We start from the raw sequence: 13,125 nt of genomic DNA, 5'->3' as shown, positions 1-13,125 counted from the left end.
TATTTGGCATAGGATCCGCCGCAGGTTTTTTAATTCCGGCCCGTCGCCGCAAATCACTCACTACCGGGCATCCGTATTCAGCTTCTTGTGCGCAAAAAAGGGAGGACTATGATCAGACGCATCGACGCCCATCTCTCGTCGACGCTTTTCGTGGCGGCCGTTCTCTCGGTTGCGCCGCTTCGGAGTGTCGCTGGCGAAGCGCCGGGTGATTGGCGCTATGGGGCGACACTATACCTCTGGGGCGCGGGCATTCAGGGCGACACGGCCGGCGGAGCAAAGGTCGATGTCGGCTTCGACACCCTGATCAGCAATCTCGACATGGCCTTTATGGGCGCCTTCGAGGCGCGTCGCGATCGCTGGTCCTTCGTGGCGGATGTGGTCTACCTCGACGTTGGTGCAAACGAGAGCGGAGAGGTCCCTGTCCGGGTGGCGGCGGGTGCGACGGGAAACGTGAATGTCGCGGCGAGCGTCGCGACCACAGGATGGGTGCTCAACCTGACCGGTGCCTTCACTCTTTTGCGCAACGAACGCGCGAGCCTCGACGTGCTTCTTGGTGCGCGCTACCTGGATCTGGCGCTCGACTTTGACCTGGACCTTGCCGCCGCTCAATACGCGGTAACGCGAGAGATCGTGGCCACGCAGGTGAGTTGGGATACGGTCCTAGGCGTCAAGGGCCGAGCGATCCTGGATGGACCTTGGTATTTGCAGTATAACCTCGACGTCGGCGCCGGAGAGTCCGATTTGACCTGGCAGGCCGCGGGCGGTCTAGGCTACGCCTTTGACTGGGGAGACGTCACCCTGCTGTATCGCCATATTGGCTGGGAATTCGGCTCCGATGCCGCGTTGGACAACATTGCTTTCAGTGGGCCCCTGCTGGGCGGAACCTGGAGGTTCTGAAGCTCGGACGACACTCTTTCCGGTTCATGCGCATTCGTACGCGCCTGATCGCCTGGTTTTCACCCAATCATTCGGAGCCGACAACATGCGGTATAAGACGACCATCCCGGCGATCCTGCTGATCGGTTGGATCGCGACGGTTTCGGCGGAGTCCGATCCACTGCCGTCTTGGAAGGATGGTCCGGCCAAGGAATCCATTACCGCGTTCGTGACCGGTGTCACCGGCGCCGACGGGCCGAACTTCGTTCCCCCTGCCCAGCGCATCGCCGTCTTCGATAATGACGGCACCCTTTGGGTGGAGCAGCCCATCTATACCCAGCTCGCGTTTGTCCTGGACCGGATCGAGGAGCTCGCGCCGGAGCACCCCGAATGGCAGGACGAGCAGCCGTTCAGAGCTGCATTGGAAGGGAACATGAACGTCCTCGGCGACGCCGGAATGGAGGGGCTCATGCAGCTGTTGATGGCGACTCATTCAGGGATGACCAGCGATCGGTTCGAGATGATCGTGAGCGATTGGCTCGGCGCCGCGCAGCACCCGCGCTTCGCAAGGCCCTATACCGAGCTGGTCTACGAGCCCATGATCGAGCTTCTCGCCTATCTGCGTGCCAACGCGTTCAAGACCTTCATCGTCTCCGGAGGCGGGGCGGACTTCGTGCGCCCTTGGGCCGAGTCGGTCTACGGAATCCCGCCGGAGCAGGTGATCGGCTCTCAGATCGCGCTTCGTTTCGAGCTTCAAGACGGCAAGCCGGTCATCGTGCGCGAGTCCGAGATCGCCTTCATCGACGACAAAGCCGGCAAGCCGGTAGGCATCCAGCGCCACATCGGTCGCCGACCGATCCTCGCCTTCGGCAACTCGGACGGCGATCTGCAGATGCTGCAGTGGACCACCGCGGGGCCCGGCCCGAGACTCGGGCTGATCCTCCATCACGACGACGCTGAACGGGAGTACGCTTACGACAGGGAGAGCCACATCGGCAAGCTCGACAAGGCGCTGGACCTTGCCCCCGAGAACAACTGGGTTGTCGTGTCTACGAAGGACGCCTGGTCCCGGGTATTCTCATGGGCGCCCTGATGAGCAGGATGGCGGCGTCCTCTTCGAGCGGTATCAGCGGCGACAGCCTGATTGGCTTCGGAGTGGGCGCCATGGGCGGAGGCCTCCTCACGGCCGCTATCATGTGGGACGACGACGATTAAACCGCGCCCTGTGCGGTATGCGATGTTTTTGGATGGGATCGGCCCCGGCAGTTTTGACGACCGCTGGAGTCGGCGCGGTTTAAGATATTAAAAAATATATTATTTTAAACCGCGTCCCCGCTAAGGGCCGTGGATGCACCAAACGTCGAGCCCACTCGAAAGCGAGCATCTCGCTCTGGGCGCGGTTTAGAACGGCCGGCTCTACTGCGGCGGGCGCGGCTATTGGGGTGCACCGAGCGACTGGGGCCAAATCAACACGCACGATCATTTTCCGGAATAGCTCTGACCCCGCTGCGGTTTGTCATGGCGAAGATTGTACGAATGGCGGTGGATGTCGGAGCCTCAATTTTCAGCTTACGGCGATGACGCGATGACTCCCGACGGAAAACCCGCATTCCGATGCCCCGGCGCCTTCGCGCGCGTCGGGCCGATCGCCGCGCTCCTGCTGCTCGCACTCGCGATCGGACATCTGTCGGCTGATGCCCCGCCGACCCTGCCCGAGCTTCCGCGCACCGACGGCGCCGGTCTGCCGCCACCGCCGCCGGCCATCGGCCCCCTCGAATGGCCACGCCTGATCGCCGAGAGCCGCCGTGCCTGCGAGGGCCCATGCGCGACGCCCTTCGGCCAGGTGCTCGGGGTCGCCGACGGCGCCGCGGCCCGCTCGAATTGTGTCTCGACCTGCGTGCAGCCCGAGCGAAGCTTCCTTGACCTGCAGAGCGGCGAGATCGCCGTGTCGCGGGATTCGCCGCCCGACAGCCCGAAGCAGTACGTCGGCATCACCTACCAATGTGTCGGATATGCGCGGCTCTGGTGGATGAAGAACCGCTCCCTGACCTTCGGCGACGTCGACACGGCCCACGACATCCTCTACCTGACCGAGGCAACCGATCCGCGCACCGGCGCGATCGTGCCGCTGGGGCGCTCGCTCAACGGAACCGCGCGCCGCCCGCCCGAGCGCGGCGACCTGGTGGTCTATCTCGCCGACCGCGAGGATACGGAATGGCGCGCCGGACACGTCGCCGTGGTCGTCGAGGTGGATCGCGAGCAAGGCCTGGTCGCGCTGGCCGAGGAGAACTACGACAACCGGCCTTGGCAGAATCCGCAGGCCTTCGCGCGGCGCATCCAGATGTTCGAGATCAATGGCCGCTTCACGCTGCTGGATGTCGAGCCGAGCAGCCGCTCCAGTGCCGACGGTGGTCGAATCGCCGGCTGGGTGTATCCGAGGCACTGAGCGTTCCTAAGCAGCGCGGCGGATGAGCCTCGTCCTTGATCGATAGCTCCGCCGCCTCTTTGGCGACCTTGATCCAAACCGGTATCCCCGCGCGATCGAATCGCGAGATCGCCCCCGTCCCGCCGTCTGCGCGACCGAGCTTTCTGCCCGCTCCGGACCTCTTCTCGGCCCCGGTGGCGCGGCAGGGACTGCCGTTGAACGCGGATTGGAGAACAACGACACATGCGGACCCGTGTCGCAATCGATCGCGGAAAGCCGAATGCAATGCCCATCCATCGCTCAGGAGACCCGAGAAATGCCCTCGATTGCTCGACCAAGCGTTCTGATTTCCGTCTGGCTTGTCGCCGCCGCGCTGCTCGCCCCGGGTGTCGCCATGGCGGATGACTGTGCCGACGGCCCCAATGTCGCCGATCACCCTGCGGTGCCGCGCTATGCCGGCGCCTGTCTCATCGGCTCGGAGCAAAAGTCTTTCGAGATTTCGATTTCGGCCAAGCGATCCTCAAGCCCGAGTCGCACCCCGCGCTTGATGAGATCGTGCGACTCTTGTCGGCACAGCCGGCGGTGAATCTGTACGTTGTCGGTCACACCGACAACGTCGGGGGCTATGAATCCAACCTGAGCCTCTCGCGAGCCCGCGCCGAGGCGGTTGTTGCTGCACTCCTCTCTCGAGCGGACGTCGACCGCGCTCGACTCGTCCCTGCCGGTGTTGCGGACCTTGCGCCTGTCGCATCCAATGCCACCGAATCGGGGCGTGCCATGAATCGGCGGGGCGAGCTGGTCGCGCGATAGCCGGGATCGCTGGCACGGTCGACTTCGCAAGGCGTGCGCCGCAGATCGGGAAGATAGACCTGTCCCTTGTTCTCCGGCTGCGCTTGCCGTCGACCGCGTTGGCCTCCGGCGACCGGAGAGGTGCCCCGCCGAACCGGCTCGTAAGGATCTGGACGAGGAGCTCGGCCGTTTGGGCCTGCTGCCACGGTTTCATTCGGAATTCTCGGTCGATGGATGCCGCGAGAATCCGCGGGTCGGTGGTCCCGCCGGTGAAGCGGGCCGCCGCGAGGCGGTGCCGCTGCACGAAGCATCGATCCTCAATGCGCGGTTGTACGTGTCGGCCCGGAGGTCACGGCAACCAGCGAACGATAGTCCACGCCTTCGATCTCCTCGCTGTCTGCAACCGCTTCCGGGACGGGGAAGATCGGGCTCCCCGGCGACCACAGCTCGGTGCTGTCGGGGTGCTGCTCGTAGTAGTCGGGATCGGTTGTAACGCGCACCGCGGCCGGCATTCCAGGCGCCTGCCAGGACCAGTCCCGCGGGCCGACCACCTTGGTTTGAACGCCCGGCGGCAACAGGTCGGGGCGGGCGAGCAATGCGCCGAGATCGGCCAGGTCGTAGCGGGCCGGCGGGCGCTCCGGAGCATCGAGGTCGGCCGCGGTGACCTCGTCGAGGTCGAATCCGGACTGCTCGGCGGATTCCACCTCGGCGGCGATATCCGTGACCAGGTTGGCCCTTGCCCTCTCGCGATCCTCCGGGCGGCCCAAGGCGACCTCGGTGATCACGCGGGGCAGGCGGGCGAGGATGGGTTGGAGGCGGCCGACGAAGCTCTGGAAGAGGTTGATGCGGTGGCGTAGCGCCTCGTAGACGTCGGCTTCGACGGTGTCTGATAGTGCAGGTTGACGATGCGGATCTCGGGGTGCTCCTGGCCGAGACGGTCGATGCGGCCGATACGCTGCTCGACGCGCATCGGGTTCCAGGGCATGTCCTCATCGACTGCGCGGGCCGTCCCCTGCGCCGGGCCGTCTGCCATCTGGCCCCCGACGGCCGCCAGTCGACCTTCCAGGGTCCGGGTCAGTGCATGGATGCTGCTGGCCAGGCGGCGGCGATAGATGGCATGACGAAGCCTACGGCGGTGCGCTCATCGGCCGCGGCGTTATCGTAGGTGCTGCCGATGTAGTCCTCGACCTGCTCGTAAACCAGGCGCTCGGCCGGGGTCATCTCGACAAAGCGGTCCTCGACCTTGCGGGTTGCGATCAGGGCCTTGAGCTTGCCGGCCTCCCGGTAGCGGCGCAGCAGCTCGCGGGTGTGTCGCGAGATCAGGGCGCGCAACGGGGTGTGCAGTTTCATCAGACGGACCGCCGCCTGGCGCTCCGCGGTTTCGAGCTGTTTGAGCGGAATGGACGCGGTGTCGCGCAAGGCGCGCAGGATCTTGCGGACCTTCAGACGACTCAGGCCCGGCAGGTGGCGCATCGCATCCTCTTCGGCGAGGGCCCCGTAGGTCGCCTCGGCGGCCTGGAACAGGTCCGCCATGCGGCGAAGCTGGACATGCGATGGATTCGGCGCGGGGGCGTACTCGAAGAAGTCCAGGAAGGCTCGCAGGTGCCAGTCGGCGGGCAGCCCGAGCAGAGCCATCAGGTCCCAAACCTCGACAGGGCTCACCTGCATCGGGGTCGCGGTCAAGAGCACCAGCCCCTGCGTGCGCTCGCGCAGGCTCTGCATCAGACGCAGCAGTTGATTAGGCCGCTGGTCTGCGCCGAGACCGCCGCCGCCCCGCCGGGCATGATGGGCCTCGTCGAGCACCACCAAGTCCCAGGGCTCGGCCCCGGACAACAGCTCGGCCGCACGATCGCGCCGTCGCATCAGGTGACTGGAGACCAGCACGCAAGGCTCACGGTGCCACGCCTTGGCGTCGACCGGGCGTTGCGCCTCGCCCTGGAGCCCCCGCGACGGGTACCAGCACAGCCGCTGCCCGTCGTAGATGGGCCAGTTCAGATTGAACTTCTCGCGCAGCTCGATCTGCCACTGGCGCAAGACGGCCTTCGGCGCCAGCACCAGGATCCGCTTCGCCCGGCCGGCCAGCCAGGCCTGGCGCAGCAGCAGGCCCGCCTGAATCGTCTTGCCCAGACCCACCTCGTCGGCGATCAGCAAGCGCGGCGGCCAGTGGTCATAGAGACGTTGAAAGGCCCTGATCTGATGGGGCCAAGGGATCACTGCGCACGTCGCTTCGCCGATCCGTTCGCCGCCGTCCGGCCAGGCCGGGGCATGGCGGATGAAGCCCCACACCAGGCGGCGCGGGTCCGACCGGGGTTCCGGGCTCGGTGATCCGGGAATTGGATCTGTCGGCTCGACGGGGGCTCCGCATCCGCCGACTTCGTTCTCAGTCGACCCGGCAGATCATCCTTGGGCAGAAACTTGAGCAGCTCCAGCCGAACAGCCGCCGGCACGTCCATCACGATGGCGCTCGCCGTCTTGTTGGCCCAGAGACGCTGAAAGCTGTCCTCCTCGGCCTGGACATGGGCGGTGCCGCCGCTCCCATCGGCGCCCCAGGTCGTGAAGACATGGAAACTGTCCCAGTTGTGCTTCCAGCCGGCCTCGGTCTCGTTGATGCTGCCGCTGAAGGCCAGCCGGTTGCCCTCGGCGTCTTCGAGAATACCGGCCTTCTCGTGGAAGAGACCAAGGCCAGCGAGTGGCTTGCGGTCCTCGTCGCAGGGCACGGCCACCTTCACGTCCAGGTGGCCCTTGGCGACCATCCAGGCCAGCAGTCCAAGGGCATCCACCGCAGTCGCGTCATTTGAACAGAGCGGCTCCGCCAGCAGCGCCGCCTCCACCCTGTCGCGCAGATCGGCACCCTGCTGGATGGCGGCAACGTCCTGCGGCTTCAGGGTGCATCCCACCACCAGGCGCATCCGACCCCGGTTGCGGACGAGACCCTCGATTCCGCGGGCGGCCAGGGCTAGAGCATAGGCGGAGAAGTAGCCGGTGGAGCGATCGTAGCGCACGGCGCATTCCAGGGCCGGGACATAGAACCCGGTGACCAAGTCGCCCTGCTCGGGGCTGTACTTGGTCAGCCAATCCCTGGCGGTGAGGAGACTCACGCCTCGTTCTCCTCGGAGCTGTCGTCGCCGTTCGACTCGGTGACCGGCTCCTGCTCGGAGGCTTGTTGCAGGACAGCCTTGCCCATCGCCGCGGCAATGCGGGTCACCAATGCCTCCTCGCGAGCGGCGAAGAAACCCTCGAAGTGGTCGTCCCGAAGTCGCTCTGGATCGATGACGTGGGTCCCGAGGATCTGATCCATACGCTCTGCATCGATCCCGGCCTGGTCCTGAATGCGCTGGAGATAGGCGCTCGGCGCCTGCCCCCCGATGATCCGATTGGTCCGCGCGGACACTGCCGCCTTGTTGACGATGGAGTTGTAGCGTTGGGACGTTATGCCCTGCTTGACGCACCACGTCTGGGGAAAGATGTGGTGGATGTCGATTCGCTCGTCCCAGAAGCTGGCCTCGTCGATGGGTACCCCGGTGCGGAAGTCCTGCGCACCGTCGCGCATCAGTAGGGCATGCAGCCCTTTGTACGCTGCGCTGTTACGGGTCCTCAAGGTCAGCAAGCGGGTTCTTGAAAAGTTGGCATCGATCACTGTCTGCGGCTCCGGACCTCCGTCGATCCAGGCCAGGACCTCCGGCACGTCTCGTGCGAAGCGGGATTCGACACCCCCGCCGTATAGCTCCCCGAAGACCCCGCACCAGAACCACAGGGCCACCTTTCGCCGAATGCCATCGTCCTCCCAGCGCTTGCCGAGGTTAATGAGGATGGCCGCCAAGGGGATCACCTGGGTCTGGTAGGGCAAATCCCAGGGCGAAAAAATGTTCTGCTGAAACAGGAAACGTGCGGCGCGCTCGAATCCCTCCACCGCCGCGTCGGCCCATTGGCAATAGCCGCTCAAGGGCAGGTTGAGGATCGTGACGCGCTTGCAGCTCACGGCTGCGGCCTGTTCCGGCTTGAGTCCGTTGGTCAGATCGGCTTCGCGGCGGGCAATGGTGTAGAGCAGTGCCACAACCTGGAGAAAGTCGGTGTTGGCCAGGCGCTGCAGCACCCTCTTCTGATGTAGGCGCGGCTCCCGTCCGGCAACCTTGCGCTCCTGGTTCCCGAACCAGTCATCCCGCAGGTTGAAGTTGTCCGCCGCGTAGGTGGCGGTCAACAGCTCGAAGGCAGTCAGCGAGACGCCGCCGGTGTTCACCTTCTCGAAGACCTGGCACACGGCCTCTTTGGAGGTCGTCTGATTGTTGTTTCCCATCCTGATCCGCAAACCACCGGCCATTTTTGCAGGGAATCTTCCACCGGTGATGTCGTTTTCCGGTGAGGTAATGCGGTAAGCGCGGAGCGCGGATGTCCCGCACGCTTCACCGGCGTGCACTCCGCGGTCGCCCCGGCACAATCGCCTCACCCTCCTCCAAATGAGAAGGCCCGCCACGGGTGCAACCGTGCGGGCCGATGGCCGGTGCAACTACGCTTCGAGTGTCATCTCACCGGCGCGGACTACGTTATCCAGCAAGCCTGGTTGGATGCAAGTCTTCCGCGCTGTCCGCTGCATCCGCAAGGCGGGTGTCACTTCGCTCGGCACGGGACCTATGCGCGGGTCTCCCCGCCCGGCACGCGCGTGGCGCGCTGGTACTGTCCCGAGGGGCATCGCACCTTCAGTCTGCTCCCCGACTGTCTGGCGGCGCGCCTCTCGGGCACGCTCGCGGAGGTCGAGGCGGTGGTCAGTGCGGCCGAGCAGGCCCCGAGTCTGGAAGCGCTGTGCAAGCAGCACCGTCTGGACATCGAGCTACCCGGGGCGTTGCGCTGGGTGCGACGGCGCGTGCAGGACGTGCACAGCGCGTTGCATCGGATCAAGGGCATCCTGGGCGAGCCTTTCGCGCTGGTCGAGCCGACCCTCACGGCGTTTGCCGACCACCTGGAGGTGGAGCAGGTTTTGGTGGCGCTGCGCGGGATCGCCGCGGCGTGGTTGGACGCGCTGCCCAAGCCGCTCGGATTCGCGCCCCGGCGCCACCCGGGCGGCGGTGCGCTCCCCCGCGTCCAACACCGTGCGGGGCCTGACCCGCCGGGATGCCAGGCGTAGGGTCTCCCGCGCAGGCAAACCGCCTGCGTCAGCCGCGGAGTGCGTCCATGAGTGACCCGCAAACCGATGTTCAGCACGACATCGCCCTGTTTCGCTACGGGGTGATCGCCGAGTTCGTGCCGTGGCCCAAAGAACGGAAGGGCCTGTATGAGGCGATCCAGGCGAAAGCCGAGCGTGAGCACACCATCCCCGGCAGCGCCCGCACCCGGGTGGCCGCCGAGACCATCCGCGATTGGCTCAAGCGCCTATCGGCGCGGCGGCTTCGACGCACTCCTGCCCAAACCGCGCGCCGATCGCGGCCAGGCGCGCCGGCTGCCGCCCGGCGTGGTCGAGGCGCTGCTCGCCGCCAAGGAGGCCAACCCGCAGCTGTCGGTGCAGTTGGTGATCCGCGCGGTGCGCCAACGCCCCGAGGTCCCGCCCGACCTGCCGTTGCCGCCCTCGACCGTGCATCGGTTGCTTGCCCGTCACGGCCTGATGGACGCGGCCAAGACGGCGAGTCAGACGCAGGACCGGCGCCGGTTTGCTTTCGAGCAGGCCGGGGAGCTGTGGATGAGCGACGTCATGCACGGTCCGGCCGTGGTGGTCGGGGAGCGCGTCAAACGCAAGACCTACCTGATCGCCTTCATCGACGATGCGACCCGCGTGATCCCGTACGCGCGCTTTGCCCTCTCGGAGAACACCCGGACCTTTCTGCCGGTGCTCGCGCAGGCGATCCTGCGCCGTGGCTTGCCGCAGAAGCTCTATGTGGACAACGGCGCCAATTACCGCTCCAAGCAGCTCGCCCTGGTCTGCGCCAAGCTCGGCATCGCGTTGATCCACGCCCGACCCTATCAACCGCAAGGCAAGGGCAAGATCGAGCGCTGGTTCAAGACCGTGCGCGCCCAGCTGCTGACCCGCCTGACCGAGGCGGATCTGGCCAGCCTCGCGGCGCTCAATCGTCGCCTCGCCGGCTGGATCGAGGGCGAGTATCACCACACCCCGCATCGCGGCCTGGACGGTGCTACCCCGCTCGAGCAGTGGGCGCGCACCGGCGCGGGCGTGCGCTTTCCCGAACCCGGCCTGGATCTGGCCGATCTGTTCCTGCACGAGGCGGTGCGCAAGGTGCAGAAGGATCGCACGGTCAGCCTCCACGGGGTCGTCTACGAGGTCGACGCCGCCCTGGTCGGGGAGAACATTACCCTGCGCTACGATCCGGACGCACCGCCCGAACGGCCGATTCAGGTCTGCTTCGAGGGCCGGGAGCACGACCCGGCACGTCCGGTCCAGACGTATGCGAACTGCTTCGTCAAACGCGATCGCCCCTCGCGCACCTTGGCCGTGGACGGCCCGGCCCCCGAGCCCGCACCCTCGACGCTGCGCCTGCGCGCGCTGCCCGAGACGGATGCCGACACCCTGGAGGGGCGCTGATGTACCGCAAACACTTCGCCCTCACGGCCTTTCCCTTCGATCTGACTCCGCCGCCGGATGCGCTGTTTGCCGCCGCCAGCCTCACCGAGGCCGAGGCGCGCCTGAAACATCTGCTGGAGCTGCGTGCCATCGGCCTGATCACCGGCGAGGCCGGCTCGGGCAAGACGACGGTCTGCCGCAAGGTCGCCGCCGATCTGCATCCGGGACTCTATCGGGTGTTCTATATCCCGCTCTCCACCGGCAACGTGATGGACATGTACAAGACCATCGGTTGGGAGCTGGGACTCCCGGTGGAGCGCAACCGTGCGGCGGCCTTCCGCACCATCCGCACCGAGATCACCCGCTTGAGCCTGGAGGCCAAGCAACGCCCCGTCCTGATCGTCGACGAGGCCCATCATCTGCGCAACGAGGTGCTCGAGGATCTGCGCCTGCTCACCAACTACCAAATGGATTCGGAGAATCGCCTCTGTCTGCTGTTGGTCGGGCTCACGGAGCTGCGCCGCCGTCTGAGCATGGCGGTGCACGAGTCGCTCGCCCAGCGCATCGTGGTACGTCATCACGTGACCGGGCTGACCCGCGAGGAGTTGCCGGCCTATCTGACCCATCGTCTGCGCCTGGCCGGCTGCGAGCTGCCGCTGTTCGAACCGCCCGCCGTGGAGGCGTTGTTCCAGGCCACCCGCGGCATGCCCCGCAAGGTCAATCGTCTGGCCCACTACGCGCTGACCGGCGCCGCCCTGGAGCAGGCCCGTCAGGTCACCGCCGAGCACGTGCAGACTGCCCGCGAGGAGGTCGCCCCATGAGTCGGCTTCCCGAACCCTTCACCATCCTCCTGCCCGAGGACTGGACGCCCGAGCAGGCCTGGGCCGTCCAGGATTGTTTGGATGAACTGCTCGTGCAGATCCAGGCGCGCTACGGAGCGGCCGTGCAGCAGTGGCTCGACGGCGAGGACACCGATCCGGACCCGGACCCGCCGCCCGACGCCGTCACCCAACTGGACCTCTTCGGCACCGACTTCGACGATCCGTTGCCCTTCTGACCGACCCGCGCCCGGCGGGTCGCCACCCGCCGGGCACCCTCCCCACAGGCGCCCGACCCGGGCGCGTCGATCACCGCCGCGACGCACTCCACACGTCGCCTTCGCGCTCCTCGGGCTCCTCGCACTCCTCCACCTGCCGACACTGCACCACCGGGGTGATCAGTGCGGGAAAACCGCGAGCATTCCGCGCGAAATAATTCGGGAATTGGGCGGTGAAACTAAGTGAGCAACAACAGTCTGATGCAGCACGATCAGCGGGACCTGATACTGCTTGAAGGCGTTCAGCACCCGCTTGCCGAACACGTTGTAGAACTTCTGCCGCTCCTTGTCGAAGTCCCAGAACTCGGAGTAGGCCATCCGCCAATCGTCGTCCTCGAAGACGTTGCGGATGGGAAAAAGCTCAGCCTCGTACTCGCGCTCGGGGGTCGAGTAGTCGGAGATCAACTCACCGCGGAAGTTGAGCAGTTGGCGGCTCTCCGGCAGACCGACGATTGCCTCCTCCAGATCCTCCGGGGACTGCACGGCCTTGCGCATATCGATGTAGTACCACCGATTGACCTTCTGTTTCTTGGCGTTGGTCGTCTCCACTACCTCGTCCAGCATCAATGCTTGGTAGAGAGAGGTCAGCCGCTGCTGGCCATCCAGGACCAGGCGCTCGGGCTCCGGCCGGCCCTGGGGCGGAAAGGTCACGCCCTGCACGGGCCTGGGCTGGAAGCGCACGTCGCCGCCGGTCTTGAGCATCATCACCGCACCGATGGGGAAGGATCGGGCGACGCTCGCAAGCACCGAACGGATATGGTCGTCGTCCCAGACCCACCCCCGCTGGAAGTCCGGGAGCTGGGTCTTGCCGTCCCCCAACTGTTTGAGCATGTCGGAGAGGAATTCCTTAGTGGTATCGAAGGTGGTCAGGGTGCTCAAGCGTTGTCCTCCTGCCAAAGCGCCAACTGTGTCGGTTTATCCACGCGGTCCGCGAAGGCGAGGCGGCGCAGATTCTCAAGCACCTCGAAGTCACTGGCTGATGGGAGCACGGCGTCTGCCGGGTCGAAGCCGGTGAAGGCTCGGGACGGGGGTAGGACTTCGAGCACGGCTTCCAGGGCCGAGAGGAGGAGCGGCTCTTGGGCGACGCCCGAGCGTTCGAGCAGTTCTTGCGCGGCCTGGAGTGTGCGGGTGCGGCCGGTATGGGCGGCGTGGTGGATGGCGTCGATCCAGCCGCGCGAGCCGTCGGGTGGTCCGAGTGCGCCTTTGGCGGCGCGCATGGCGCTGTCCCACAAGATGACGTTGCTGGTCTTCTTTTCCGCGACGCGTCCGATGACATCCCGGTCCATGTCCAGGCCGACGACTCGGGCGAGGCGCAGACCTTCGTCGTAGGGAAACTGGGGGGCTTGAAAGGCGTCCCAGGCGAGCACGAACCACTCGGTCAGAGGGTCGAGCTCCACCTGGCGCTGCATGTGGGTGAGCGATTCCATGCGCCAG

Annotated in this window: 15 protein-coding genes; 8 read left to right on the top strand and 7 right to left on the bottom strand. The window is 66.0% G+C overall.

The features are described from left to right. Window positions 1-108 precede the first annotated feature (108 nt). From KFB96_RS17845 to KFB96_RS27650, 4 genes are all read left to right on the top strand, one after another. A complete protein-coding gene (locus tag KFB96_RS17845) occupies window positions 109-897 on the top strand; it encodes a hypothetical protein (protein WP_213465916.1) in 789 nt (262 codons plus the stop codon). 85 nt (window positions 898-982) lie between these two features. After that, a complete protein-coding gene (locus KFB96_RS17840) occupies window positions 983-1,969 on the top strand; it encodes an HAD family hydrolase (protein WP_213460158.1) in 987 nt (328 codons plus the stop codon). A gap of 492 nt (window positions 1,970-2,461) precedes the next feature. Next, window positions 2,462-3,322, top strand: coding sequence for a CHAP domain-containing protein (locus KFB96_RS17835; protein WP_213460156.1), 861 nt, complete (start codon window positions 2,462-2,464; stop codon window positions 3,320-3,322). 384 nt (window positions 3,323-3,706) lie between these two features. Next, complete coding sequence (locus KFB96_RS27650; RefSeq protein WP_213461195.1) at window positions 3,707-4,111, top strand: OmpA family protein; 405 nt, start codon at window positions 3,707-3,709, stop codon at window positions 4,109-4,111. Window positions 4,112-4,407: 296 nt separating this feature from the next. Here the strand turns inward: KFB96_RS27650 and KFB96_RS17825 are convergent, their stop codons facing one another. The 5 genes from KFB96_RS17825 to KFB96_RS17805 all read right to left on the bottom strand — a co-directional run bounded on the left by KFB96_RS17825 (window position 4,408) and on the right by KFB96_RS17805 (window position 8,384). Next, window positions 4,408-4,875, bottom strand: coding sequence for a hypothetical protein (locus tag KFB96_RS17825; protein ID WP_213460155.1), 468 nt, complete (start codon window positions 4,873-4,875; stop codon window positions 4,408-4,410). Further along, window positions 4,872-5,075 (bottom strand): hypothetical protein, encoded by a 204-nt coding sequence (locus tag KFB96_RS17820; RefSeq protein ID WP_213460154.1) that lies wholly within the window; start codon window positions 5,073-5,075, stop codon window positions 4,872-4,874. Before KFB96_RS17820 ends, KFB96_RS17825 begins: the two co-directional genes overlap by 4 nt. 89 nt (window positions 5,076-5,164) lie before the next feature. After that, window positions 5,165-6,376 carry a DEAD/DEAH box helicase gene (locus KFB96_RS17815; RefSeq protein ID WP_213460153.1) on the bottom strand — a complete coding sequence of 404 codons (1,212 nt, stop codon included), beginning with the start codon at window positions 6,374-6,376 and terminating at the stop codon, window positions 5,165-5,167. Next, a complete protein-coding gene (locus KFB96_RS17810; RefSeq protein WP_213460151.1) occupies window positions 6,301-7,188 on the bottom strand; it encodes a phospholipase D-like domain-containing protein in 888 nt (295 codons plus the stop codon). The genes KFB96_RS17815 and KFB96_RS17810 overlap by 76 nt, the downstream gene beginning before the upstream one ends. Beyond that, on the bottom strand, window positions 7,185-8,384 hold the full coding sequence (locus KFB96_RS17805) for a hypothetical protein (RefSeq protein ID WP_213460149.1): 1,200 nt from the start codon (window positions 8,382-8,384) through the stop codon (window positions 7,185-7,187). Before KFB96_RS17805 ends, KFB96_RS17810 begins: the two co-directional genes overlap by 4 nt. Window positions 8,385-8,588: 204 nt before the next feature. On the opposite strand from KFB96_RS17805, the gene KFB96_RS17800 reads away from it, so the two are divergent. The 4 genes from KFB96_RS17800 (at window position 8,589) to KFB96_RS17785 (ending at window position 11,652) form a co-directional block, all read left to right on the top strand. After that, the gene (locus KFB96_RS17800) at window positions 8,589-9,209 is read left to right on the top strand and encodes a hypothetical protein (protein ID WP_213465914.1); all 621 of its coding nucleotides are present in this window, start codon (window positions 8,589-8,591) and stop codon (window positions 9,207-9,209) included. A gap of 174 nt (window positions 9,210-9,383) precedes the next feature. Further along, the gene (locus tag KFB96_RS17795) at window positions 9,384-10,616 is read left to right on the top strand and encodes a DDE-type integrase/transposase/recombinase (protein ID WP_213501464.1); all 1,233 of its coding nucleotides are present in this window, start codon (window positions 9,384-9,386) and stop codon (window positions 10,614-10,616) included. Then, window positions 10,616-11,416, top strand: coding sequence for an AAA family ATPase (locus KFB96_RS17790; protein WP_213465867.1), 801 nt, complete (start codon window positions 10,616-10,618; stop codon window positions 11,414-11,416). The genes KFB96_RS17795 and KFB96_RS17790 overlap by 1 nt, the downstream gene beginning before the upstream one ends. After that, a complete protein-coding gene (locus KFB96_RS17785; RefSeq protein ID WP_213460147.1) occupies window positions 11,413-11,652 on the top strand; it encodes a hypothetical protein in 240 nt (79 codons plus the stop codon). The genes KFB96_RS17790 and KFB96_RS17785 overlap by 4 nt, the downstream gene beginning before the upstream one ends. 159 nt (window positions 11,653-11,811) lie before the next feature. Here the strand turns inward: KFB96_RS17785 and KFB96_RS17780 are convergent, their stop codons facing one another. Both KFB96_RS17780 and KFB96_RS17775 read right to left on the bottom strand, forming a co-directional pair. Continuing rightward, a complete protein-coding gene (locus tag KFB96_RS17780; RefSeq protein WP_300970434.1) occupies window positions 11,812-12,570 on the bottom strand; it encodes a DUF262 domain-containing protein in 759 nt (252 codons plus the stop codon). After that, window positions 12,567-13,118, bottom strand: coding sequence for a hypothetical protein (locus tag KFB96_RS17775; protein WP_213501462.1), 552 nt, complete (start codon window positions 13,116-13,118; stop codon window positions 12,567-12,569). The genes KFB96_RS17780 and KFB96_RS17775 overlap by 4 nt, the downstream gene beginning before the upstream one ends. Window positions 13,119-13,125 lie beyond the last annotated feature (7 nt).

This window comes from Thiocapsa sp., from assembly GCF_018399035.1.
GTDB lineage: Bacteria > Pseudomonadota > Gammaproteobacteria > Chromatiales > Chromatiaceae > Thiocapsa.
This window is presented reverse-complemented; position numbering and strand designations above follow the sequence as displayed.

Excerpts from the sequence above, each read along its gene's own strand:
- KFB96_RS17845 (WP_213465916.1), top strand. The coding sequence starts at position 109 with ATGATCAGACGCATCGACGCCCATCTCTCGTCGACGCTTTTCGTGGCG.
- KFB96_RS17840 (WP_213460158.1), top strand. The coding sequence starts at position 983 with ATGCGGTATAAGACGACCATCCCGGCGATCCTGCTGATCGGTTGGATC.
- KFB96_RS17835 (WP_213460156.1), top strand. The coding sequence starts at position 2,462 with ATGACTCCCGACGGAAAACCCGCATTCCGATGCCCCGGCGCCTTCGCG.
- KFB96_RS17820 (WP_213460154.1), bottom strand. The coding sequence starts at position 5,075 with ATGCCCTGGAACCCGATGCGCGTCGAGCAGCGTATCGGCCGCATCGAC.
- KFB96_RS17805 (WP_213460149.1), bottom strand. The coding sequence starts at position 8,384 with ATGGGAAACAACAATCAGACGACCTCCAAAGAGGCCGTGTGCCAGGTC.
- KFB96_RS17790 (WP_213465867.1), top strand. The coding sequence starts at position 10,616 with ATGTACCGCAAACACTTCGCCCTCACGGCCTTTCCCTTCGATCTGACT.
- KFB96_RS17785 (WP_213460147.1), top strand. The coding sequence starts at position 11,413 with ATGAGTCGGCTTCCCGAACCCTTCACCATCCTCCTGCCCGAGGACTGG.
- KFB96_RS17775 (WP_213501462.1), bottom strand. The coding sequence starts at position 13,118 with ATGGAATCGCTCACCCACATGCAGCGCCAGGTGGAGCTCGACCCTCTG.